At 68.4% G+C, this 23,310-nt stretch carries 24 protein-coding genes; 13 read left to right on the top strand and 11 right to left on the bottom strand.

The annotated features are described in order from the left end of the window. Positions 1 to 30 precede the first annotated feature (30 nt). Positions 31 to 228 (bottom strand): hypothetical protein, encoded by a 198-nt coding sequence (locus ACWDMM_RS03370; protein WP_449935744.1) that lies wholly within the window; start codon positions 226 to 228, stop codon positions 31 to 33. Then, positions 225 to 392, bottom strand: a complete 168-nt coding sequence (locus tag ACWDMM_RS03365; RefSeq protein WP_449935741.1) for a hypothetical protein — start codon at positions 390 to 392, stop codon at positions 225 to 227. Before ACWDMM_RS03365 ends, ACWDMM_RS03370 begins: the two co-directional genes overlap by 4 nt. 174 nt (positions 393 to 566) lie before the next feature. Between ACWDMM_RS03365 and ACWDMM_RS03360 the strand changes: the two genes are divergently transcribed. Continuing rightward, positions 567 to 1,499 carry a helix-turn-helix domain-containing protein gene (locus tag ACWDMM_RS03360; RefSeq protein ID WP_449935739.1) on the top strand — a complete coding sequence of 311 codons (933 nt, stop codon included), beginning with the start codon at positions 567 to 569 and terminating at the stop codon, positions 1,497 to 1,499. A 410-nt stretch (positions 1,500 to 1,909) separates the two neighbouring features. Here the strand turns inward: ACWDMM_RS03360 and ACWDMM_RS03355 are convergent, their stop codons facing one another. Next, positions 1,910 to 2,308, bottom strand: a complete 399-nt coding sequence (locus ACWDMM_RS03355) for a group I truncated hemoglobin (RefSeq protein WP_195077901.1) — start codon at positions 2,306 to 2,308, stop codon at positions 1,910 to 1,912. Positions 2,309 to 2,454: 146 nt separating this feature from the next. Then, on the bottom strand, positions 2,455 to 3,711 hold the full coding sequence (ectB, locus tag ACWDMM_RS03350) for a diaminobutyrate--2-oxoglutarate transaminase (protein ID WP_357104390.1): 1,257 nt from the start codon (positions 3,709 to 3,711) through the stop codon (positions 2,455 to 2,457). A gap of 227 nt (positions 3,712 to 3,938) precedes the next feature. Between ectB and ACWDMM_RS03345 the strand changes: the two genes are divergently transcribed. The 3 genes from ACWDMM_RS03345 to ACWDMM_RS03335 are packed head-to-tail and all read left to right on the top strand — an operon-like array spanning position 3,939 to position 6,521. Then, on the top strand, positions 3,939 to 4,712 hold the full coding sequence (locus ACWDMM_RS03345) for an ABC transporter permease (RefSeq protein ID WP_357205032.1): 774 nt from the start codon (positions 3,939 to 3,941) through the stop codon (positions 4,710 to 4,712). Further along, positions 4,705 to 5,529 (top strand): ABC transporter permease, encoded by an 825-nt coding sequence (locus ACWDMM_RS03340; RefSeq protein WP_195077462.1) that lies wholly within the window; start codon positions 4,705 to 4,707, stop codon positions 5,527 to 5,529. The genes ACWDMM_RS03345 and ACWDMM_RS03340 overlap by 8 nt, the downstream gene beginning before the upstream one ends. Further along, positions 5,526 to 6,521: an ABC transporter ATP-binding protein gene (locus ACWDMM_RS03335; protein ID WP_195077461.1), complete on the top strand. Its 996-nt coding sequence runs from the start codon at positions 5,526 to 5,528 to the stop codon at positions 6,519 to 6,521. The genes ACWDMM_RS03340 and ACWDMM_RS03335 overlap by 4 nt, the downstream gene beginning before the upstream one ends. Before the next feature lie 25 nt (positions 6,522 to 6,546). Here ACWDMM_RS03335 and ACWDMM_RS03330 read toward each other — a convergent pair whose 3' ends face one another. After that, positions 6,547 to 7,230 (bottom strand): DUF4389 domain-containing protein, encoded by a 684-nt coding sequence (locus ACWDMM_RS03330; RefSeq protein ID WP_195077460.1) that lies wholly within the window; start codon positions 7,228 to 7,230, stop codon positions 6,547 to 6,549. A 228-nt stretch (positions 7,231 to 7,458) separates the two neighbouring features. Here ACWDMM_RS03330 and lpqS point away from each other — a divergent pair, with 228 nt between their 5' ends. From lpqS to ACWDMM_RS03315, 3 genes are all read left to right on the top strand, one after another. After that, positions 7,459 to 7,875: a putative copper homeostasis (lipo)protein LpqS gene (lpqS, locus tag ACWDMM_RS03325; protein WP_195077459.1), complete on the top strand. Its 417-nt coding sequence runs from the start codon at positions 7,459 to 7,461 to the stop codon at positions 7,873 to 7,875. Positions 7,876 to 8,098: 223 nt separating this feature from the next. After that, positions 8,099 to 9,151, top strand: a complete 1,053-nt coding sequence (locus ACWDMM_RS03320) for a PLP-dependent cysteine synthase family protein (protein ID WP_323123957.1) — start codon at positions 8,099 to 8,101, stop codon at positions 9,149 to 9,151. Next, positions 9,148 to 10,386, top strand: coding sequence for an MFS transporter (locus ACWDMM_RS03315; protein WP_449935735.1), 1,239 nt, complete (start codon positions 9,148 to 9,150; stop codon positions 10,384 to 10,386). Before ACWDMM_RS03320 ends, ACWDMM_RS03315 begins: the two co-directional genes overlap by 4 nt. Positions 10,387 to 10,431: 45 nt before the next feature. On the opposite strand, the gene ACWDMM_RS03310 is transcribed toward ACWDMM_RS03315, so the two are convergent. Then, a complete protein-coding gene (locus ACWDMM_RS03310) occupies positions 10,432 to 10,752 on the bottom strand; it encodes a hypothetical protein (RefSeq protein ID WP_195077456.1) in 321 nt (106 codons plus the stop codon). A gap of 378 nt (positions 10,753 to 11,130) precedes the next feature. On the opposite strand from ACWDMM_RS03310, the gene ACWDMM_RS03305 reads away from it, so the two are divergent. Then, a complete protein-coding gene (locus ACWDMM_RS03305; RefSeq protein WP_195077455.1) occupies positions 11,131 to 11,661 on the top strand; it encodes a DUF4254 domain-containing protein in 531 nt (176 codons plus the stop codon). Here the strand turns inward: ACWDMM_RS03305 and ACWDMM_RS03300 are convergent, their stop codons facing one another. Genes ACWDMM_RS03300 through ACWDMM_RS03290 form a run of 3 tightly spaced genes read right to left on the bottom strand, consistent with a single transcriptional unit; the run spans position 11,662 to position 14,270 of the window. Then, positions 11,662 to 11,979, bottom strand: a complete 318-nt coding sequence (locus ACWDMM_RS03300) for a hypothetical protein (RefSeq protein WP_195077454.1) — start codon at positions 11,977 to 11,979, stop codon at positions 11,662 to 11,664. It lies immediately after the preceding gene. Next, on the bottom strand, positions 11,980 to 13,128 hold the full coding sequence (locus tag ACWDMM_RS03295) for a fatty acid desaturase family protein (protein WP_357104378.1): 1,149 nt from the start codon (positions 13,126 to 13,128) through the stop codon (positions 11,980 to 11,982). 20 nt (positions 13,129 to 13,148) lie between these two features. Then, positions 13,149 to 14,270 carry a ferredoxin reductase gene (locus ACWDMM_RS03290; RefSeq protein WP_357104375.1) on the bottom strand — a complete coding sequence of 374 codons (1,122 nt, stop codon included), beginning with the start codon at positions 14,268 to 14,270 and terminating at the stop codon, positions 13,149 to 13,151. Positions 14,271 to 14,441: 171 nt separating this feature from the next. On the opposite strand from ACWDMM_RS03290, the gene ACWDMM_RS03285 reads away from it, so the two are divergent. After that, positions 14,442 to 15,062 carry a TetR family transcriptional regulator gene (locus ACWDMM_RS03285; protein ID WP_323123932.1) on the top strand — a complete coding sequence of 207 codons (621 nt, stop codon included), beginning with the start codon at positions 14,442 to 14,444 and terminating at the stop codon, positions 15,060 to 15,062. A 1-nt stretch (position 15,063) separates the two neighbouring features. On the opposite strand, the gene ACWDMM_RS03280 is transcribed toward ACWDMM_RS03285, so the two are convergent. Continuing rightward, positions 15,064 to 16,428, bottom strand: coding sequence for an MFS transporter (locus ACWDMM_RS03280; protein ID WP_195077450.1), 1,365 nt, complete (start codon positions 16,426 to 16,428; stop codon positions 15,064 to 15,066). Between the two features lie 110 nt (positions 16,429 to 16,538). Between ACWDMM_RS03280 and ACWDMM_RS03275 the strand changes: the two genes are divergently transcribed. The 4 genes from ACWDMM_RS03275 (at position 16,539) to lysA (ending at position 21,539) form a co-directional block, all read left to right on the top strand. Next, a complete protein-coding gene (locus ACWDMM_RS03275) occupies positions 16,539 to 17,117 on the top strand; it encodes a PadR family transcriptional regulator (protein ID WP_195077449.1) in 579 nt (192 codons plus the stop codon). Beyond that, positions 17,114 to 19,144 carry an FAD-dependent oxidoreductase gene (locus ACWDMM_RS03270; RefSeq protein ID WP_449935730.1) on the top strand — a complete coding sequence of 677 codons (2,031 nt, stop codon included), beginning with the start codon at positions 17,114 to 17,116 and terminating at the stop codon, positions 19,142 to 19,144. The genes ACWDMM_RS03275 and ACWDMM_RS03270 overlap by 4 nt, the downstream gene beginning before the upstream one ends. A gap of 105 nt (positions 19,145 to 19,249) precedes the next feature. Then, entirely contained in the window at positions 19,250 to 20,053 is an 804-nt protein-coding gene (gene cmrA, locus ACWDMM_RS03265) for a mycolate reductase (RefSeq protein WP_195077447.1), read from the top strand. 142 nt (positions 20,054 to 20,195) lie between these two features. Next, on the top strand, positions 20,196 to 21,539 hold the full coding sequence (lysA, locus tag ACWDMM_RS03260; RefSeq protein ID WP_195077446.1) for a diaminopimelate decarboxylase: 1,344 nt from the start codon (positions 20,196 to 20,198) through the stop codon (positions 21,537 to 21,539). A gap of 13 nt (positions 21,540 to 21,552) precedes the next feature. Here the strand turns inward: lysA and ACWDMM_RS03255 are convergent, their stop codons facing one another. Then, entirely contained in the window at positions 21,553 to 23,235 is a 1,683-nt protein-coding gene (locus tag ACWDMM_RS03255) for a helicase HerA-like domain-containing protein (RefSeq protein ID WP_449935728.1), read from the bottom strand. Positions 23,236 to 23,310: the final 75 nt, after the last annotated feature.

Raw genomic sequence — 23,310 nt, 5'->3', positions numbered from 1 at the left:
GGATTCCATCACGTGACGTAACAGGTAGGGCTAGTCGCCCCCGATCGTCGCGTCCTTGCCTCCGTTGCCCTCGCTGCGCTCCCGGAGATACCGCTGCGCGGACACCTTCCGCGGGCACGGCGGTGTGCAACTCGCGTGGATCTTCAGCAGGCCGCGCGCGTGCTTCTCGTCCGCGGGCATGTTCCCGTCCTCGCAATAGTCCTGCACCCAGGAACGTCGAGTCGTCACCGCTTGTCCTCGCTCTCGATGCGATCCATGACCTCACGGAACGGCACCCGCTCGTCGGGATCGCCGCCAAGCTCGAGTAGCCACGGCAGGACCCAGAACAGCAGGATCAGCAGTCCGCCCACGGCGGCCATGACGATGAGGACGGTTGCAAGCTCTGTGGTCATACGGTGACCCTTCGGCGCAGTGTGGCGTGGGTTGGGTACACCCGGCACCGAGGACTACCGCTTCGGGGGGCGGCGTCGACCCGGTGCCGGGTGCTGATCTCAGTTTCAGCCGGTTCACCCAGTTGTGACCCCGTTGCCGTGTTGACACCTGTTTTCCATCGCTACCGTGGGGAGATGGACCAGGGGGCGCTACTGCGCACGGCGCGCAAATCGGCAGGGGTGTCGCTGCGCTCGATGGCACAGATGACGAACTACTCCCCGGCCTACTTGAGCCTCATCGAGTCCGGGAAACGGCCTGCTTCGCATGAGGTTGTCTGCGCCTACGAGCGGACGCTGGGTACGGATCTCGAGCGGCTGTCGGCAGTCTCGGACTCTCCCGCGAAGGTCGATTCGAGCAGCCTGGATGACGTCGCGGTCATGCTGTCGGCAACGCGACGCCTCGAGGACGCAGCTGGACCGGCTGCGGTTGTCGCAGTCGTACAAGGTATGTCGGCAATGGCCGAGCAGTTCGCGGACCAGGCTCGCGCGCGTCACGCCTCCCGGGCCGCGGCGCTGGCGAGCGAGGTCACCCAATATCGCGGCTGGCTCGAGCACGCGACGGGCGCCGGTAAAGCCTCCCTGCGCAGCCTGGACCGGTCCATCGCTCTCGCCGAACATGCCGGCGGTAGCGACCAGCTCGCGCATGGGCTCAGCTTCAGCGCGTACGTACGCCTCGAGCGTGGTCAACTCGACGAAGCGGCACAGCTGGTCGACGCCGTGCTGTCCGTGCCTCGTTTGCACCCCCTGATTCGCGTGTACGAGCGCTATCAGCACGCTCGCGTGCTCGCGGTGGCGGGCGATCGGCACGGCGCCGAGCACGCCCTTCTGCTCGCCGATTCGGAGGCGGACGCGGCCGCAGGTGAGACACCGCCGGACGCCGGGTATTGGTACACGCCGGGATTCTTCGGCCTGCAACGCGCCCGGGTGCTTCGCACTCTCGGTGAGGCCGAACGCAGCCGTGAAGTCGTGGCGCAGTCGCTCCAGTCGATGCCGGAGGATCACGCCAAGGCTGAATGGGCGGCGAAGTGGCGACGAGCAGCGACCGGAGACGACGATGTGCCGCATTGATTCGGCCCATCGTTTACTCACCGAAAATGTGAGAGAGCCGATCAGAACCGTCAGGAATTCCTAGGCATTATGCAACCGCCGAACTTGTTGCGTAGCAGCATATTCGCGAATCGTCAGGAACCGATCGGGTGTGCCATCTTCTAATCCCTAGGTCGCAGGTTCGATTCCTGCCGGGGGCGCAGCACACTGGAGACCCGCAGCTATAGCTGTGGGTCTCCAGTCCTATTACCCAGGACGCGCGAGGCTCAAACACGCGAAACTTTCGCCCGTATGTGCTCCGGACGGCGCGTGCCGCACGGATCCCGCCGAAGTCGTCGCGAAACTTGCGAGCCGGTTGCGGGCGTGGCCACCCCGCGTCTGCCGGTCTCGGCGCGATCGAGGCCAGCGCTCGGCGCCCGGCGGGACGGCCGTCAAATCTTCGCGGGCGACGAGGTGATGTCGTCGGCCAGCGGTGCGATCGCGCCCAGGATCTCGGCAACCAGATCGGCGGGCACCCCGGCGGCGGTGAGCGACGCCTCCAGATGACCCGCCACCAGGCCGAAGTGGTGCATGGTGATGCCACGGCCCTGGTGGACCTGCTTCATCGGAGCGCCGGTGTACGGGATGGGCCCGCCCAGAGCGGCGGCGAAGAACTCGACCTGTTTTCCCTTCAACCGCGACATGTTCGTGCCGGTGAAGAAGCCCGCCAGCTCGTCGTCGGCGAGCACGCGGGTATAGAAATCCTCCACGACGATCTCGAGCGCCTCGTGACCGCCGATCTTGTCGTAGATGCTGCTGGTTGTCTTGCTCTTCCCGAGCCAGGAGGGCATTCGCATGGCTACCAGGACACCAGCGGACTGTTGCGTCCGGATTAGTACGATGTCGCGACTCGTTTGCCTTCGTCGCGGCGCGATTACTCGCCCCTCACCGACACTTCGGCCGGGCTGAGATACTTCCGCAACACGCCCGAAAATCTCTACCGGCAAACCGCTTCCATCGCTGCCGTCAGTAGCTCGATGCCGTGGTCGATCTCGTCGTCGGCGATCGTCAGGGGCGGCATCAACTTGATCACCTCGTCCATCGAACCGGACGTCTCCACCAGCAAGCCCCGATCGAAAGCGGCCCGGCCGACCTTCTCCGCCAGCGAGGTGTCCTCGAACACGACGCCGTGCACCAGGCCCCGTCCCCGTGTCGAGACGCCGGGGAAGGCCGAGACGACCGCACGCAGCGCCTGCGCGATCCGCTCCCCCTTGGCCACGGTCGCGAGTTCCAGTGCGGAATCCGACCAATAGTGCTCCAGCGCGACACGCCCGGTGACGAACGCCGCGTTGTTGCCTCGGAATGTGCCGTTGTGCTCTCCCGGCGCCCACTGATCGAGTTCCGGCCGCAGCAGCACCAACGCCATAGGCAGACCGTAGCCGCCGATCGACTTCGACAACGTCACGATATCGGGCGTGATCCCCGCGGCCTCGAAGGAGAAGAACGGCCCCGTACGCCCGCAGCCCATCTGCACGTCGTCGACGATCAACAGGATGCCGCGGGCCGCACACAGCTCGGCCAGCCCACGCAACCACTCCGCCCTGGCCACATTGATGCCGCCTTCACCCTGCACCGTCTCCACGATCACCGCCGCGGGCTTGTCCAATCCCGACGACGGGTCGTCCAGCGCCTTACGCATCCACAGCAGATCGTCGGCGCCACCGAGATACCCGTCATAGGGCATCGGCAGCGCATGCCCGAGCGGCACCCCGGCGCCCGACCGCTTGGCGGCGTTCCCGGTGACCGCCAGCGCGCCCAGCGACATCCCGTGGAAAGCGTTGGTGAAGCTCAGCACCGTCTGCCGCCCGGTCACCTTGCGCGCCAGCTTCAACGCTGCCTCGACCGCGTTGGCTCCGGTCGGCCCGGGGAACTGGACTTTCCAGTCCAGTCCGCGCGGGGTGAAGACGGTGTCGCGCAACGCTTCCAGCAACCGCCGCTTGGCGATGGTCGACATGTCCAGCCCGTGCGTGATGCCGTCCCCGGCGATGTAGTCCAGCAATGCCCGCTTGAGCACGGGATTGTTGTGACCGTAGTTGAGCGAACCCGCCCCGGCGAAGAAATCCAGGTACTCCTTGCCGGTCTCGTCGCGCAACCACGCGCCGCTGGCGGTGTCGAAGACGGCGGGCCAGCAGCGACAGTACCCGCGCACGTTCGATTCGAGTGCCTCGAAAACGGTCATCTCGGCGACGGTCATCGGCGTTCCTTACTCGTCGTGCGCGAGCGCTCCACAATCTGAAGTGAGAGTGTTTCTAACATCGGTGGCATCCCGATGTGGCCTTTTCTCCGAAACCGCGTCGAAGCCTTTCCCGGGCCGAGCGGGGCCGGTAGAGTCGACTCCTTGTGCGCGGCAGACCGGAGGGGGGCGGACAGCGTGCCGTCGAGGAACGATTTCGCAGCGCCGTCGCCCTTTACGCATCGCTCGTGGGCGCCGGATTCCGCAGACAGTGGCAATACAAGATGGCCATGTTCGCGGGGCTGTTCACCAACTGTGTGTTCGGGTTCGTCCGCGCGGCCGTCCTCGCCGCGGCGGTGGACGCCGCGGGCGACTTCGGCGGGTACGACCGGGGCAGCATCGGCGCCTACGTGTGGCTCTCCCAGGGTCTGCTCGGCGCGCTGCAGTTCATGGGGCCGCTGGGGCCACTGGACGATCGGGTGAAGAACGGCGACATCGCGATCGATTTCCTGCGCCCGGTCGATATCCAATGCGGTTATCTCGCCGACGATGTCGGGCGCGCGGCCTGCACCTTCCTCCCACGCGGAGTGCCGAGCGTGCTGGTGGGCACGCTCACCTTCGGGCTGGCGATGCCGGTCACGCCGGGTCCCTACCTGCTCGGAGCGGTGAGCATCCTGCTCGCCGTGGTGGTTTCGTTCCTGTGCCGGTTCCTCGTGGTGCTGATCGGCTTCTGGGTCGTGGAGACCCGTGGCATCCGGGTGCTGTACTACACCGGCGGCACGTTCCTTGCCGGCCTGTTCGTGCCGGTGCACATGTTCCCGTCGTGGCTGGGCGCCATCGCGGCGGCCAGTCCCTTTCCGTCGATGCTGCAATCCCCGATCGACGTGCTCTCGGGGCGGCTCACCGGCGCGGAGGCGCTGACGGTCGTCGGCGTCCAGGTGTTCTGGGTGCTGGTGACCGCGATCGCGGGGCGCGTGCTGCTGATCGCGGGTCGCCGCAGGCTGGAGGTGCAGGGTGGTTGACGCCACCGCGCGCTCCGGATCGTGGTCGACGCCGTATGTCGCAGTTCTGCGCTCCAGGATCCGGGCGCAGCGCAGTTACCGATTGTCCTTCGCCAGTGAGCTTTTGAGCGCGTTCCTGGTCGGCTTGGTCGAATTGGCCGAAGTGTGGCTGATCTTCCGCACCGCGCGTGTCCTCGGCGGGCTCGACCTGGACGCCGCGCTGCTGTTGTTCGGTCTGAGCAACACGAGTTTCGCGCTGTCCCAAGTGCTGTTCGGCCATCTCGACACGCTGCCGGTGCTGATCAGGATGGGCCAGCTCGACGCATACCACCTGCGACCGCAACCGCTGCTGCTGCAACTGATCACCAGCGACATCTCCCTGCGCCGGTTCGCGCGCGCCTCGGTCTCGATCGTCGCGCTCGCGGCCGGTGCGGCGCGCAACGACATCGCCTGGACCCCGGAAACCACCGCGCTGCTGACACTTACGCTCGTCGGAGGTATCGCGCTGTTCGGTGGGGTATTCGTCTGCGCGGCGGGATTGCAGTTCTATCTGATCGACGGTTCCGAGCTCACCAACAGTTTCACCTACGGCGGCTCGTTCGCCGCGACGCAACCCGCCTCGGTGTTCCCCACACCCATGCGACTGCTGTTCGGGTTCGCGATCCCGGTCTCGTTCACCGCCTACCTGCCCACCCTCGCGCTGCTCGACCTGCCAGGGCCGCCGCTGCTGCCCACCTGGCTGGCCTGGCTCACGCCGGTGGCGGCGCTGTGGGTCTGGCTGCTGGCGCTGGGTTTGTGGCGATCGGGCACTCGGCACTACCAGGGAGGCGGCGGATGAGCACCGACCGGTTCGGCAGCCAGGAGCCGATCATCGAGATGGAGGGCCTCACGAGGCAATTCACTCTGTATCGCAAGGACGGCCGCCGCTGGCGCAGGCGCCGCGAGACGCTCACCGCGGTCGACGGGATGACCGTCCGGATCGAGCGGGGCGCCGCCGTCGGCTACATCGGCGCCAACGGTGCGGGCAAGTCCACCACGATCAAAATGCTCACCGGCATCCTGGTCCCCACCTCCGGCGCCGTGCGCACCTGCGGGCTGGACCCGGTGCGGCAGCGACGCGAACTGGCCGGGCGGATCGGCGTCGTGTTCGGCCAGCGCTCTCAGCTGTGGTGGGATCTGCCGCTGCGCGAATCGTTCTCGATACTCGCCGCGATCCACCGGCTGGAGCCCGCCGCCGCGCGCGAGCGCGCGCACGAACTGATCGAGCAGCTGGAAATGGCCGACACACTCGACACACCCGTGCGCCAACTCTCGCTGGGCCAGCGCATGCGCGCGGAAGTCGCCGCCGCACTGCTGCATTCACCCGAGCTGGTGATCCTGGACGAGCCGACGATCGGCCTGGACGTGCTGTCCAAACAGCGGTTGCGCGAATTCCTGCGCGCCGAGCGGGCCGAGCGTGGCACCACGCTCCTGCTCACCACACACGACATGGGCGACATCGAGAGACTCTGCGAGCGTGTGCTCGTCGTCGACCACGGCCGTTTGGTGTACGACGGGTCGCTGGCCGGCTTGGCGGCCACCGTCGGAGCGCGCCGCGTGCTGGTGGTCGATCTGGCCGAACCTGCGCCCGACCTCGACGATCTGCCCTCGGCCCAGCTGCTCGGCAGCGAAGGCGACGGCATGCGGCAGCGGCTGGCCTTCGATCCGGAGCGGATCACGGCCGCGCAATTGCTGGCCGCGGTGTCCGACCGCGCCGAAGTGCGGGACCTGTCGATCGAAGAACCCGAGATCGAGGACGTGGTCAGGCGGATATACGAATCCGCCCGCTGACCTCGGCGGGCGGATTCGGTGGCGATCAGGTTCGGTCGGACTCGCGAGCGCCTTGGTCGAGCCGGAAGGGCGGGTACTCGTCCCGCATCAGGCTGGCGTAGGCCTGCACCCGAATGATCCAGCGGTTGACGCCCATCACGAAGTCGTAGAGCCCCTGGGGGTAGCGCGCCGAGAACAGCAGCGCGATCACCGCGACGATCAGCAGGATGCTCAGCAACGAGATCGAAGCGCCGCCCCAGTCGTCACCATCGCTCCCCGCGACCGCGATGCCGCCGCTGACCACCGCGCCGACGATCAGATAGTGCGGAATGGCGAGCAACCACCACTTCACCAGCACCAAGCCGCGGTGCAACGTCTCCGGATAGTCGATCTCCAAGTCGGCCGGGTACTCCGCGTTCGGTTGCAGGCTGAACGGCGGGTACTTGTCGGTGCCGAGTACCGAGAGCGCGTAGAAGGTCACCCGCCATCCCCAGCGCATGACGCCGACGTTGAAGTCGAACAGCCGCCGCGGATACCTGCCGGTGACCAGGATGGCGACGAAGGCGACGACCGTGAGCACCGCGTACGCGATGTGCAGGAAGAACAGCACAACGTAGTGCGGAATCGCCAGTAGCCATTTGACCAGCCACAGCCACCGGGACAACGCGGGGTCCAGATCGCCTCGAACACGAATCGGGCTGGACGGCGCGGCGGGCTTCTCGAGTTCCATGAGCAACGCTCCTTATGGTTGCTGTGATCCATGCCACAACCAGTAGGTGTCCTGATTGTCGCGTATCCGGCTGCCCGCGAACGGCACCATCTGATACCGACACGCCAACGAATCGGGGTGCACGACGGTCTTCGGCGAACGACCCGCGTTGCGCCGCAGCGGATATCACTCGCATCGTCGTTCCCACCCGCCGATCCCGGTGCGGACGGACTTGTACCATCGGAAGGCGTGACGTTCGGCGCGCTGCGACTACCGGTGATCCGGGTGATCGTGGTACTCGCGTACACAGTCTGGGTGGTCGCCATGGCGGTGCCCCAGTGCCATGTCTTCGGCCACGTCGTCGCCTCGCACGCCCACATCGAAGCCGCCGGGCCGGTCATGGTCTCCACCGTCTCCCCGGCGATCCTCGCCGACCGGCATCAGCACGTCGCCGAGCCGGACCCGCACGTGCCGGCCGATGGGGTACTCGCCGCCCTGCCGCGCGCTGTCTCGCTGCTGCTGTTGTTGCTGCTCGCGTCCGTGTCGGTGTTGCTCATGAGGCCCGTGTCCGCGCTCGCGGGCGGTGTGCGCGCGCCCCCGGTCGCGACCCTCCCGGTGTATCCGGGCAGAGACAGACTCACTCGATTCGGCATCGATCGGAACTGATCGGTCAGCGTCAGGCCGGAGCCTGCCGGGGCCCGGCCGGTGTTCGTGCGAAGTCCCGCACTCACACCGTCGCCGCACGGCGACCGCACAGAATCGACGATTCCTCATGACTTCTGCGCTGCAGAACCCGGCTGTGCCCGATCCGGCTCCAGGCGAGACGTTGCCGCTCGCCAGCCCGGCGAGTCTCCTGACGGCGGCCCAGCGCTGTCCGCGTCCGGCCACCATGGTGGGTAACACGCCGGTGCTCTGGATCACCGAACCGCTCGACGGCGCGACGCGACCGGACGGCCGCGGCTTCTGGGCCAAACTGGAGGGCGCCAACCCCGGCGGGATGAAGGACCGGCCCGCGCTGCACATGGTCGAGCGCGCCATCGCGCGCGGTGACCTCGCACCGGGCGCACCGATCATCGAATCCACCAGCGGCACGCTCGGTTCGGGCCTGGCGCTGGCCGGCATGGTGTACCGCCACCCGGTCACGCTGGTCACCGATCCCGGGATGGAGCCGCTCATGCACCGCATGCTCGCGGCCTACGGCGCGCGGGTGGAACTGGTCACCGAGCCGCACCCGACCGGAGGCTGGCAGCAGGCGCGCCGCGACCGCGTCGCCGAACTGCTGGCGCGCGAACCTCGGGCGTGGTGCCCGGACCAGTACCGCAACCCCGACAACAGCGACGCCTACCAGTCCCTTGCGCTCGAGCTGGTCGCCCAGCTGGGACGGATCGACGTCCTGGTCTGTTCGGTCGGCACGGGCGGCCATTCCGCGGGTATCACGCGCACGCTGCGCCGGTACTTTCCGCACCTGCGCTTGGTCGGCGTCGACACCGTGGCGTCCACGATCTTCGGACAGCCCGCGGGACCGCGGCTGATGCGCGGGCTGGGTTCGAGTATCCATCCGGACAACGTCGACTATTCGGCGTTCGACGAGGTCCACTGGGTCGCGCCCGCGGAGGCGGTGTGGGCCTGCCGCAGGCTCGCGGCGACCCACCACGCCAGCGGCGGCTGGAGCGTCGGCGCGGTCGCCCTGGTCGCGGGCTGGCTGGCCCGCACCGGCGATCCGGCCACGCGGATCGCCGCGGTCTTCCCCGACGGTCCGCTGCGCTACTTCGACACCGTGTACAACGACGACTACTGCCGCGAGCACGGCCTGCTCGGCGTCGCACCGCCCGCCGCACCGCGGCGTATCGCGCATCCCGGCGAGGCCGTCGCGGTCTCGTGGACCCGATGCACGACGGTCGTCGATCCCCGTGGCGCCGCCGGGAAGGAGCGGACGCGATGACCGGCCTGATCACCACCTTCCGCGGCTTCAACCGGCCCAGCCGCATGCTGATGGTCAATCAGTTCGCCATCAACACCGGTTTCTACATGCTGATGCCCTACCTGGCCGGTTACCTGGCCGCCTCGCTCGGACTCGCCGCGTGGGCGGTGGGGCTGGTCCTCGGCATCCGCAACTTCGCCCAGCAGGGCATGTTCCTCGTCGGCGGCACGCTGGCCGACCGGCTCGGCTACAAACCGCTCATCGTGGCCGGATGTCTGTTGCGCACGGCCGGTTTCGCGCTGCTCGCGGTCGCCGACACGCTGCCGGCGCTGCTGGTGGCCTCGGCCGCGACCGGCTTCGCGGGCGCGCTGTTCAACCCCGCGGTCCGCGCGTATCTGGCCGCGGACTCGGGTGAGCGCCGGGTGGAGGCGTTCGCCGTGTTCAACGTCTTCTACCAGGCCGGCATCCTGTTCGGACCGATCGCGGGGCTCGCGCTGATGGCCGTCGACTTCCGCGCGACCGCCACGGGCGCCGCCGTGGTGTTCGGCGTGCTGACCGTGGCCCAGTTACGCGCGCTCCCGCAACACCAGGCGGAGCCGAAAACCACCTCGGTGCTGGACGATTGGCGCGTGGTGCTGGCCAACCGCCCGTTCCTGCTGTTCGCGGGGGCGATGATCAGTTCCTCGATCCTCGCCTTCCAGGTCTATCTGGCGTTACCCGTGCACGCCGCGCGGATCGCGGCCGACTCGGCGACGATGCTGATGACGGCGGTGTTCGTGCTGTCGGGGTTGATCGCGATCGCCGGGCAACTGCGCATCACCCGCTGGTTCGGTCGGCGATGGGGCCGCGCGCACAGCCTCGCGATCGGCATGGCGATACTCGCGTCCGCGTTCGTTCCGCTGGTGTTGATCCCCGGCACCGGTATCGGTGTGTGGCCCGCGATCGGCGCACTGCTGGTGACCGCCGCCGTCCTGGGAATCGGTGCGGCAGCGGTGTTTCCGTTCGAGATGGACACCGTGGTCGCGCTGTCGGGCAACCGCCTGGTGGCGACCCACTACGGCCTGTACAACACTATTGTCGGCGTCGGCATCCTGCTCGGGAATCTCGGCATCGGAACGCTGCTGGACCGCACCAGGGAAGCCGGAATGAGTGCACTGTCGTGGGCCGCGCTCGTCGCCGTCGGCGCCGTCGCGGCGGCGGGGCTGTTCGCGCTCGCCCGGTCCGGACGGCTCGACGCGCCCGTCCCGATCGGCTGAACGCCTCCGGCCGTCCCGGACGCGCGTCATCCGGGTCGGCCGGCCTCAGGCCGGTCCGCTCGCCTGCGCCGAATACAGGCTGACCTCGCCGTCCTCACTGAGAAAGGCGTTGACCAGCATGGTGCGGGTGGTGCGCAACTCCTCCTCGTCCGGCGCGGCGGTGGTGATCGAGATCTGCGGGATGACCGCCCAGTTGACCACGTAGCGCTCCGGCGGACCGTCGTCGTCGGACAGCCGGGCGAGCCGGAACACCGAGACGGTCTTGCGGACGATCAGGTTACGCACGACCTCCGCGATTCGCTCAGGGTCTTCCAGCGCGAACATGAAGCCGAATGTCAGCTCCGGCGATGACACGTAGGCGGGCACGAATACCGAGGCTAGCCGATCGCGCACCGGCGCGCAGCGCTCGCGCCGAATCGGTTGCTGCTCATACGCTCGGCAATTCCGAGAACGCCGGCGCCCGGTTGACCGATCCGTAACGGAACATAACGATTTCCCGGCAGCTTTCGGATTCGCAGACCAGAGTGTTGCGCGGCTTCGGCTACCGCGCTTTCCTGGAAAGTGTCCTGATTTCTCGGACCGTCTTCTCTCGCATCGTCGCGGAATTCCCGGTTTCTCTGCCGTGCCGGTGGAACGTGGGATGGCAGCCGGGTGCGGGACTGCGCCGGAGCCGAGGGGCGCCCCTCCCCGAAATCCCCCTCGGCCCTGGCGTATCCAGGATTCGTCGTGTCGCAGAGGTAGGTCATGCCCACCGAATACGCTCAGCGCAGTTTCGGAGCCGAAGAGCTTCCGCCGCCCGCCGCACTCCTTCGCGCGATTCGCGAACCAGGCGACAACCAGCACCGGCACAGCGTGCTGCACGCGGCGCGGAAACTCGTCGACTGCCATGAGCGACGGCAGCGGGCGCTCGAGCGGGCACACGCCCCGGAGGCATCGAGCACCCGCGTCGCGGCGTGCACCCAGCAAGTGGAGGACATCGACGGCTGCCGCACCGAATGGATCGGGCGGATCGACGCCTGGGTGGCCGCGAACGTGCAGCACCGGGAAGGCGCTTCCCTGCATACCGAGACACTCGGCGCGGTCGTCGACCGAATCGCGGCCAAATGGGTTGCGGCTCGTCACTCTTTGGACGAGGAGATCACGACCGGGCCGCACCCGGCGCAGGCGGGCGGGGAGGCCCACCTGCAGTGGTCCAGGCTGGCCGAGCTGCTCGACGGGTATCAGGATCTGATCACCGACGTCCTCCAGCACCGGCGCAGGCTGCCGGTGTGGTGATCAGCGCGGCTCGTCCACCCCGGGCTCGACCACCTCGGCGTCCAGAAACGCCTCGGTCGCGTCCGCCCGCGGTTTCGGCACCGTGACCTCGGCCTCGTCACCGAGGTCACGATCGAGATCCCGCTGCGCCTGCGCGTCCCTGCGCGCCGCGGCCGCCGCTTCGTTCATCTCGATGGCGTCGGTGATCCACTCACCGATCTCCCTGGTGACCTCGGCGACGGTCCCCGTGATGATGTTGGCGATATTGCCGACGTGCTTGGCGCCGGAGGACGTCAATTCCTGAATGAGATCCTTGCGGCTCTCGAATTTCCCGATCATTCACACGCCCGCTTCGCTCGCCTTTCGCTGACGCATCACGATAACACCGGGGGACGGCTCGCTCTCGACCCAGCGCGGCGGAAGTGCCAGCTTGAAAATCTTCTTCCACACCGAGCCGATCTGCTTACCGAGCGGGCCGGTGTTGTACGGCAAACCGTACTTCTCACACAATGCGCGCACGGTCGGCGCCATCTCCGGATAACGGCTCGCGGGCAGGTCGGGAAACAGATGGTGTTCGATCTGATGCGACAAATTACCGGACATGATGTGGAACAGCTTGCTGCCGGTGATGTTGGCCGAGCCGAGCATCTGCCGGATGTACCACTCGCCGCGGGTCTCGTCCGCGGTCTCCTCCTCGGTGAACGTCTGTACGCCGGCCGGGAAGTGACCGCAGAAGATGATGGCGAAGGCCCACACGTTGCGCACCAGGTTGGCGGTGGCGTTACCGGCCAAGGTGTGGAAGAACAGCGGCCCGGTCAGCGCGGGGAACACCAGGTAGTCCTTGAGCACCTGCTTGCCGGCCTTGCGCCACTGGCCGAGCAGCAGCCGCTTGACCTCCGGCCACTTCTTCTTCCCCGCCAGGATGTTCTCGACCTCGAGGTCGTGGCCCATGACACCCCACTCGAACAGCATCATGAGCACGAAGGCGTACAGCGGCTGACCGAGCCGCAGCACGTTCCACTCCTGCGCCTCGTCCATGCGCAGGATGGAGTAGCCGATGTCGCGGTCCTTGTTGTGGATGTTGGTGTAGGTGTGGTGCAGATAGTTGTGCGAGTGCTTCCACTGGTCGGCCGGGCAGACGGTGTCCCATTCGAAGACACGGGAATTCAGGCCCGGCTCACGCATCCAGTCGTACTGGCCGTGCATCACGTTGTGGCCGATCTCCATGTTGTCCAGGATCTTCGACACACTCAGCGCCGCCACCGCGGCCAGCCAGAAGGGCGGAAGGAAGCCCAGGTACATCAGGCCGCGCCCGGCGATCTCGAATCCGCGCTGCGCCTTGATGATCGAGTACAGGTATTCCCGGTCGCGTTCGCCGAGGTCGGCGACGATCGCGGCGCGCAGCTCGTCGAGTTCGCGGCCGAGCTCTTCGATCTGGTCCGGGCTCAGGACCAGCGGTCCGTTCTCGGTTTCGGTCAGGATGGTCATGATTCGTTCCCCTTCGTGAATCAGATGTCGATGTCGACGTCGCCGACCGGTGCGCTGATGCACAGCTGGATCGGCTGGTCGGGGTCGGTGTCGGTTTCGCCGGTGCGCAGATTGCGCGTGCAGCCCGAGCGGCGCACCGCGGTGCAGGAAAAGCAGATCCCCATGCGGCAGCCGTACTCGGGACTCAGGCCGGCGGCTTCGGCCTGCTCGAGCAGCGTGGCGCCGTTGTTCGGCGCGCTCACGCCGCTGGCCGAGAAGCTGACGGTGCCGTGCGCGTCGGCGGCGTCCACCGGCGCGAGCGACAGTGTGAACTCCTCGGAGTGCAGCCGGTCGGCGAGTTGCTCGGCCTCGTAGATGGTGCGCACCGCGTCCATCAGCGCCGGCGGGCCGCAGACGAAGGTCTGCGCGTCGGCGAACCACGGCGCGACGCGCTCGAGTTCGTCGTAGCCGAAATATCCGTCGCCCTTCGGCTGGGCGAGGTCCACCCACGGCGCATCGGGATCCACCTTCGGCGGCAGGTCCCGCGTGCGGCGCGGGTAGCGCAGTTCGATGCGGAAGTTCGGGTGCCGTCGCGCGATCGCGTCCAGCTCCGCTCGATGCGGCAGCGCGGCGGGCGATTTCGCGTAGTGCAGGAAGACGACCTCGCCCGGATGCTCCTCCGCGGCGAGCGTGCGCAGCATGGACAGCACCGGCGTGATGCCGCTGCCGCCGCTGATCAGCAGCACACGCCGCGGCCGCGGCTCGGGCAGCCGGAACACGCCGTCGGCGGGTGTCAAGTCGACCACCATGCCGGGGGCGGCGTTGCGGTAGAGGTACTGCGACACCAAGCCGTCCGGATGCGCTTTCACGGTCAGCTGGATGCGGCGATCCCGATCGCCTTCCGGGTTCACCGGCGAATAGCACCGCGTGTGCCGCACACCATCGATCACCACGCCGATCTGGACGTACTGTCCGGCGACGTGGCCCTTCCACTGCCGGGTCGGGCGCAGCGTGAGCGTGACCGAACCCGGCGCCGAGCGGCGCACGTGAGTGATTTCGGCCCGCATGTCCCGCACCGTGAGGGTGGGGCGGACCAGCTCCAGATAGCGGTCCAGCGGGTGTGGCGAGGTCAGGGTCTGCACCAGGTTGATGAGATCCACCATTAGTTCTCCGTGCCTCTTGTCGGGCTGACGACGTGCGACCGAATTTCAGTGCACGTCTGTACACTCAACTAGTGTGACCGATGACCGGGGCTAGGTGTCAACCGGCGAAACATGTGACTCGAACTACATCTGGGGATAGGTCGAATGGTGAACGGATGTATGCTCACCGGGATGAATGAGCAGGCAGCGACCCGAGGCGAACGCAAGGAGCGGACCAGGCAGGCACTCCTGGACGGCACCCTCGCGCTGGCCGCCGAGCGCGGATTCGCCGCGCTCAGCCTGCGGGAGATCGCCCGCTCGGCGGGCATCGTGCCCACGGCGTTCTACCGGCACTTCGCGTCGTTGGAGGACCTGGGCGCCACTCTGGTCGACGACGGCGTCACGGCGCTGCGGCTGGCGCTGCGGGAAGTCCGCCGCAACGCCGACGCGGGGCTGTCGGACACGGTGCGCTTCGTCTTCGCGCAAGTGGGCCCCAAACGGGAACTGTTCGGCTTCCTCACCAGGGAGCGCCACGGCGGGTCCGCCGCGCTGCGCACGGCCATCGCCAGGGAGATCCAACTGATCGTGCGCGAACTGGTCGCCGATCTGTCCCGGATCCGGGCCCTTGACTCCTGGACGCCGCGAGACCTGGAGATCGCCGCCGACCTGATGGTCACCACGGTGACCGACGGGATCGCCGCCTACGTGTCGGCCGCACCGCGCGACGAGCAGGCGATCATCGACCGCACCGTCCAGCAGATGCGGTTGATCGCGCTCGGCATGGGCGGCTGGCGGCCACCGAAGCGGCGCTAGCTCACTCGACGGGCCGCGCGTCCTCGACGCCGTCGCGCGCCACGGCGACCGGATCGGGCGACCGCACCGGCAGCAGCACCGCGAGCCCGGCCGCGAGCACCACCAGCAGGCCGACGATGCCCGCCCGGTCCGTGCCGAACAGCCAGACGAACAGTCCGAACAGACTCGGCGCGAGGAAGGACACCGCCCGTCCGGTGGTCGTGTACAAGCCGAAGAGCTGACCTTCGCGGCCCGGCGGCGCGAGGCGGGTCAGGAACGAGCGCGCCGCCGCCTGGGCCGGACCGACGAAGACGGTGAGCAGCAACCCGAAGATCCAGAACATCATCGGCCCCGACACCACGAGCAGCGCCAGCCCGCACACCAGCATGGCGGCCAGGGACACCACGATGACGATCTTGGGCCCGGCCCGGTCGTCGAAGCGCCCCGCGACGATCGCGCCCAGCGCCGCAACGACATTCGCGGCGATGCCGAACAGCAGCACGTCCGAGTCGGCGATCCCGTAGACCCGCACGGCCAGCACCGCGCCGAAGGTGAACACCCCGGCGAGGCCGTCCCGGAAGACGGCGCTGGCCACCAGGAACCCGACCGTGCGCCGGTCGACGCGCCACAGTTCACGCAGGTCGCGCCACAGCACCCGATACGAGCCGAGCAGGCCCGCGCTCGCCGCGCCGGGATCGGCGTCCGTCCGCGGCAGCTCGGGCACCGCGAACAGCACCGGCAGGGCGAAGGCGGCGAACCAGACGGCGGCCAGCACCGCCACCAAGCGGATGTTGAGCCCCTCGTCGGTGGGCACACCGAGCAGCCCGCGGTTGTCGCCCTCGCCTGCGATGAAGCCGAAGTAGCAGATCAGCAGCAGGAAGATGCCGCCGAAATAGCCCATCGCCCAGCCGAACCCGGAGACCCGGCCGACGGTCCGCGGCGTGGAGACCTGTCGCAGCATCGCGTTGTACGGCACGTTCGCCAGTTCGAAGCAGGCCGACGCGAACGCCAGCAGCGCCAAGCCGAACCACAGGTCGTGGTAGTCGTCGTGCACGAAGAACATCAGCGTCATCGCCGCGATGGTCAGCGCGGTCAGAGTACCGAGCGAGCCCTTGCGTTTCGCCGATGCGTCGAAGCGCTGCCCGCTGACCGGCGCGGTCAACGCCACGATCAACCCCGCGATGCCCAGCGCCCACCCCAGCCACGCGCTGGCGGAGACACCGCCGGGCAGATCGTCACCCACCTTGTCGGTGAGATACACCGAGAAGACGAAGGTGAGGATCACGGCGTTGAACGCAGAAGACCCCCAATCCCACAGCCCCCACGCCACCACCTGCCCGCGCCCGGCGGCCTGCCCGACGGTCGCCCTGGCGTTCACCTCGGTCATGCCGCGCAGCTTAATGCGCGCGGCCGTCACGAGTCCGGCCGAAATCGAGACCGGCCGCATTGCTATGCACCCAGTTGCATAGTACCGAGTGTCACGGCTATTCTCACCGCATGGCACTCGAGCATGCGCTGCTGGTATCGCTCACCGAGCGCGCCGGCTCCGGTTACGAGCTGGCGCGCCGGTTCGACAAGTCCATCGGTTACTTCTGGAGTGCCACCCACCAGCAGATCTACCGCGTGCTCAAGCGCATGGAGGAGTCCGGCTGGGTGGACGGCGAGACGGTGGTCCAAGAGGGCAGGCCGGACAAGAAGGTCTACTCGGTGAGCGAGACCGGACGCGCCGAACTCGCGCGCTGGATAGCGGCGCCGAGCGATACCGCCACTCCGCGCAACGAACTCGCCGTGAAGATCCGCGCGGCGGCCTACGGCGATGTCACCGCGTTACGTGCCGAGGTGGCCCGCCACCGCGACCAGCACGCCCAGCGGCTCGAGCTGTACCGGCACATCGAGAAGCGCGACTTCCCCGACCCCGGCCGGCTCGCCGGGACGGCCCTGCACCAGTACCTCGTCCTGCGCGCGGGCGTCCGCGTGGAGGCGGGATTCGTCGAATGGTGCGACGAAGTTCTGCAAGCACTGCACCCGCGCGCGACAGCCCCGCACGCGGACGGAGAAAGGCGACCGCAGCCATGAGTTCGTTCCCCCATTTGCTCGAGCCGCTGGATCTCGGCTTCACCACCCTGCGCAATCGCGTGGTGATGGGGTCGATGCACACCGGGCTGGAGGACCGCGCTTGGGACACCAACAAGCTGGCCGCCTACTTCGCCGAGCGCGCCCGCGGCGGTGTCGGCCTGATCATCACCGGCGGCTACGCGCCCAATCGCGCGGGCTGGCTGCTGCCGTTCGGCGCCAAGCTGACCAACAAGACCGAGGCGTACCGGCACCGGACGATCACCAGGGCGGTGCACCAGCACGGCGGCAAGATCGCCATCCAGATCCTGCACGCCGGTCGCTATTCGTATATGCCCGGCAGCGTGTCGGCGTCGTCCATCAAGGCCCCGATCAACCCGTTCCGGCCGCGCGCGCTGTCGGCGAAAGGCATCGAGCGCACCATCGACGACTACGCCCGCTGCGCGAAACTCGCTCAGTTCGCCGGGTACGACGGCTGCGAGATCATGGGCGGTGAAGGGTATTTCATCAACCAGTTCCTCGCGCCGCGCACCAACAAGCGCACCGACGCGTGGGGCGGCTCCCCGGAGAACCGGCGCCGGATCGCGGTGGAGATCGTGCGCCGCACCCGCGCCGCGGTCGGCCCGGATTTCATCATCGTGTTCCGCCTGTCGATGGCCGAACTGGTGGAGAAGGGGCAGACATTCGACGAGATCGTCGCCCTGGCCACGGAACTGGAAGCCGCCGGGGTGAACATCCTGAACACCGACATCGGCTGGCACGAGGCGCGGGTGCCCACCATCGTGACCTCGGTGCCCCGCGCCGCCTTCGTCGAATTCACCGCGAAGATCTCCGCGCGGGTGAACATCCCGGTGTGCGCGTCCAACCGGATCAACATGCCCGAGGTCGCCGAGGAGATCCTGACCCGCGGTGACGCGCAGTTGATCTCGCTGGCCCGTCCCTTCCTCACCGACCCGGAGTGGGTGAACAAGGCCGCGCAGGATCGCGTCGACGAGATCAACACCTGCATCGCGTGCAACCAGGCCTGCCTCGATCACGCCTTCCAGCACAAGACCGTGTCGTGCCTGCTCAATCCGCGCGCCGGGCACGAGACCGAGCTGAAGCTGCTGCCGACCCGCCGCGGCAAGCGCGTCGCCGTGGTCGGCGCGGGCCCGGCCGGGCTTTCCGCGGCGGTGAACCTCGCCGAACGCGGCCACCGCGTCGAGTTGTTCGAGGCCGACGACAAGATCGGCGGCCAGTTCGACATCGCCCGCCGCATCCCGGGCAAAGAGGAGTTCAGCGAATCGATCCGGTACTACACCCGGATGCTCCAGCTCACCGGCGTCACGGTGCACTTGAACAAACGGGTCGGCGCGGACGAGCTCATCGCTGGCGGCTACGACGAAATCGTGCTGGCCACCGGCGTGCGGCCGCGGATCCCCGACATCCCCGGTATCGACCACCCCATGGTGGTGTCCTACGCCGAGCTGGTGCGGGAGGAGAAGCCGGTCGGCAAGCGCGTCGCCGTGATCGGCGCGGGCGGCATCGGCTACGACGTGAGCGAATTCCTCACCGTGGAAGGGCATCCCACGCTCGAGCTGGACGAGTGGAAGCAGGAGTGGGGCGTCACCTCCGACGACGAGCAGGTCCGCGGACAGCTCACCACGCCTCGGCCCGCGCCGGCGGCGCGCGAAGTCGTTCTGCTGCAACGCAAGTCGACGCCGTTCGGCAAGGATTTGGGCAAGACATCCGGATGGGTGCACCGCGCCGCGCTGAAGGCCAAGGGCGTCGAGCAGATCGGCGGCGTCAACTACGAACGCATCGACGACAACGGCCTGCACATCAGCTTCGGGGAGAAACGACAACGGCCCCAGTTGATCCCGGTCGACAACGTCGTCGTCTGCGCGGGCCAGGAATCCGTGCGTGATCTGGAGGCCCCGCTGCGCGCCGCGGGGATCAGCCCGCACCTCATCGGCGGCGCCGATCTGGCCGCCGAACTGGACGCCAAGCGCGCCATCGACCAGGGCACCCGGCTGGCCGCGCGGCTGTGAGCGGACGGCGGCCGGGCCGCGCGCCGGCCGCCTCGGCCCCGGCACGGATGCCGCGCCGGGGATCGTGCGGCCGGCCACCGCGTCGCGTCGCCTAGGCTGCATCGGGTGAGCCTGCCCTCCCCCACCTCCGAGAACCGCGCGGTCGTCACCGGCGCCTCCTCCGGCATCGGCACCGCGCTCGCCGCCGAACTCGCCGCCCGCGGCTACTCGCTGATCCTCGTCGCCCGCCGCGAGGAACTGCTCACCGAGCTCGCGCAGCGGCTGACCCTGGCCCACGGCATCACCGCCGAGGTGCGCGCGGTCGATCTGGCCGACCGCGACCAGCGCGGTGTGCTGGTGAAAGAACTGGCGACCCGCGAGATCGCCGTCCTGTGCAACAACGCGGGCATCGCGACCTTCGGCGCGATCGCCGAACTCGACCCGGCCTACGAGCGCGCGCAGATGGAGCTCAACGCCGTCGCCGTGCACGATCTGACATTGGCCGTGCTGCCCGGCATGCTCGCCCGCGGCAGCGGCGGCATCCTGATCAGCGGGTCGGCCGCGGGCAACATGCCGATCCCGAACAACGCCACCTACGCGGCGAGCAAAGCGTTCGCCAACACGTTCTCCGAATCGCTGCGCGGCGAGCTGAAAGGCTCCGGGGTGCATGTCACCCTGCTGGCCCCCGGCCCCGTCCGCACCGAGACCCCTGACCCCGCCGAGGCCTCCATCGTCGACCGGATGGTGCCCGACTTCATGTGGGTCTCCTCGGAGTACACCGCCAAGGTGTCCATCGACGCGCTCGCCCGCAACAAGATGCGTGTGGTCCCCGGCCTGATCAGCAAGGGCATGAGCGTGGCGGGACAGTATGCTCCGCGCGCGGTCACCGCCCCCATCGCGGGCGCGTTCTACCGGAAACTCGGCAGCTGAGCCCACCGCGTCAGCGAGCCGTCAAGAAGCGACGCCGGGTGGTCAAGGATCCGCAAACGACGCGCCCACCGGCCCGGTACCCGGCGTAGTCCTGGCATCGGCCCCGCAATTCGAGAAAGCGGGGGCGACCCAGGAGAACATCGTGACGCTGCTCGACATCATCCCGTCCTTGCGCTCGGGATCGTCTTCGCGCCTGGATGCCACGGTCTGGCCGCGAGAAACGCATTACGACGGCGACGGCGGGATCACCCTCGGCGGCGTCGCCCTCGCCGATATCGCCGATCAGTACGGCACGCCCACCTACGTCTTGGACGAGCAGGAGGTGCGGTCGCGCTGCCGGGCCTATCGCAAGGCTTTCCCGGAGGCCGAGATCATCTACGCGGGCAAGGCCCTGACTGTCCGGGCGGTGCTGGATTGGGTTACCCAGGAAGGGCTTTCGGTGGACGTGTGTTCGGCTGGCGAACTGGCCGTCGCGCTGGCGGCCGGGGTGGACCCCGCCCGCATCGTCCTGCACGGCAACGGGAAGTCGTTCGACGAACTGGCCGCCGCCGTGCGCGGCGGGGTCGGCCGGATCGTGATCGACTCGCACACCGAGATCACGCTGCTGTCCGCCCTGACCACGACATCGCAGCAGGTGCTGCTGCGGCTCTCGCCCGGCATCGATGTCCACGGTCACCCGGCCGTGCGCACCGGCGTGCACGACCAGAAATTCGGCTTTCCGCTCGGCGGCGATTCGGCCGCCGAGGCGATCGACCGGGTGCTGCGCAGGCCGAACCTCACCCTGGTCGGCTTCCACTGCCATCTGGGCTCACAGATCCATCAGCCGGACCACTACGGCGAGGCGGTGCGGCGCATGGTCGCGGCGATGGCACAGGTGCGGCAAGACCACGGTGTCGTCTTGACCCAGCTGGATCTGGGCGGCGGCCACGCGGTGGCCTATCGCGGCGGCGACGCCGAAATGAACCTCGCCGAACTCGCCGACATCCTGGAGGACGCCCTCGACGCCGCCTGCGCCCGCCACCATTTCCCGCGCCCGGTGCTCGCGTTGGAACCCGGCCGCGCGATCGTCGCCCGAGCCGGGGTGACGCTGTACCGAGTGCTCTCGATCAAACACGTCGAGGGCGGGCACACCTACGTCACCGTGGACGGCGGGATGAGCGACAACCCGCGCGTCGCGCTGTACGGCGCGCGCTACGACGCGGTGGTCGCCAACCGTCACCCCTGCGGCCCGCAGATGACCGCGACGGTCGCCGGTCGCTTCTGCGAGGCGGGCGACATCCTCGCCGCCGACGTGCGGCTGCCCGCCGATCTGCGTCCCGGCGAAGTGCTGGCGGTGCCGTGTACGGGCGCCTACCACCACAGCTTGGCTTCGTCCTACAACAGTGTCGGGCGTCCTCCGATCATCGCCGTTCGCCACGGCCGCGCCCGCGAACTGATCCGCAGGGAGACGACAACCGACCTGCTCGCCCGTGAGGTCGGGCGCTGATCCGGCCGTCCGCTCAGCGGCGCCTGGTGCCGAACAGGCCGCGGGTGATCTCACGTCCCGCCGCGCTGGCCGCCGAGCGCAGGAAGCCGCGCACCGCGGGATTCCGCATGATCCGCTCGGCGGCGGACTCCTCCTCCACGCGGGTCGCGCTGCGGCCGGGGACGGGCGCCGGTTGCGGCTCCCGCGGCGCCTCGGCGACCTTCGCGGCCAGCAGTTCGTAGGCCGACTCGCGGTCGATGGTCGCGGCGTACTTCGAGGCCAGCGGGCTGGACAGCGCCCGCGAGCGGATCGCGTCCGCGCCGATGGTGTCCATCAGCGACCGCGGCGGCCGCATCCTGGTCCAGGCCACCGGCGCCGGCGCGCCCTGCTCGGAGAGCACCGTCACGATCGCCTCGCCGGTGCCGAGGGAGGTCAGGGCCTGCTCCAGGTCGTAGACACCGGTCGTCGGATAGGTACGGACGGTCTTGGCCAGCGCCTTCTGGTCGTCCGGGGTGAACGCGCGCAGTGCGTGCTGGATGCGCGCGCCGAGCTGGGACAGCACCGGATTCGGGATGTCGGTGGGCAGCTGGGTGCAGAAGAACACACCCACCCCTTTGGACCGGATCAGTTTGACGGTCTGCTCCACCTGATCCAGGAACGCTTTCGAAGCGTCGGAGAACAGCAGGTGCGCCTCGTCGAAGAGGAAGACCAGCACGGGCCGGTCCACGTCGCCGACCTCCGGCAGGGTCTGGAACAGGTCGGCGAGCACCCACATCAGGAAGGTGGAGAACATCACCGGCCGCGCCGCGTCCGCGCCCAGCTCGAAGAGCGTGATCACCCCTTTCCCGTCCACCATCCGCACAAGGTCGGCCGGGTCGAGTTCGGGCTCGCCGAAGAACGTGTCGCCGCCGTCGGCCTCCAGATTCGCCAGTGCGCGCAGGATCACGCCGGCGGTGGCCGCGGAGACACCGCCGATACCTTTCCGGTCGTCCTTGCCCTCCGGGCTGGTCAGGTGGGTGATCACGGCGCGCAGGTCCTTCAGATCCAGCAGCGCGAGACCGTTGCGGTCCGCCCAGTGGAAGATCAGGCCGAGGGTGGATTCCTGCGTCTCGTTCAGTCCGAGCACCTTGCTCAGCAGCACCGGACCGAACGAACTGATCGTCGCGCGGATCGGAAGCCCGGCCCCGGCGGTGCCCAGCGAGACGAACTCGGTGGGGAAGCCGGTCGGCGCCCAGTCCGCGCCCGTCTCGGCGATGCGCGTGGCGAGTCGTTCGCTCATTCGTCCCGGCTCGGCCAACCCCGACAGATCGCCTTTGACATCGGCCAGCACCACCGGAACCCCGGCGCTCGACAGTTGCTCCGCGAGGCTTTGCAGGGTTTTCGTCTTTCCCGTTCCGGTCGCCCCCGCGACCAAGCCGTGCCGGTTCATCATCCGCAACGGGATACGGATGCGCGCGCCGGGATCCACCGTCCCGTCGACCACGACGGTGCCCAGATCCAGCGCATCCCCTTCGAACGCGTAGCCTGCGGCGATCTCCCCTGCGGCGGCCTGGCCCTCGGACGGTTCGTCCCGCCTCTGCGCACCGGCTCCGCCCGCTGTCTGCTCGGCCAGTTCCCGTTCCGCCGCCTCCGCGGCGGCTGCCGCCTCCGCCGCGATCCGCGCCGCCTCGTCGGCCGCTTTACGCGCCGCGGCCGCCTTCTCCTGCGGAGTGGTCATCGCACGTCTCCGTCCTGGCTCGACCCGACTGCTTCACTCACTGTTTGCCGCGGCCCCGAAAACACCTGGTTGCGA

This window comes from Nocardia sp. NPDC003726 (assembly GCF_053586955.1).
Note: the sequence above shows the minus strand (reverse complement) of the source record. Positions and strands in the feature narration are given on the sequence as shown.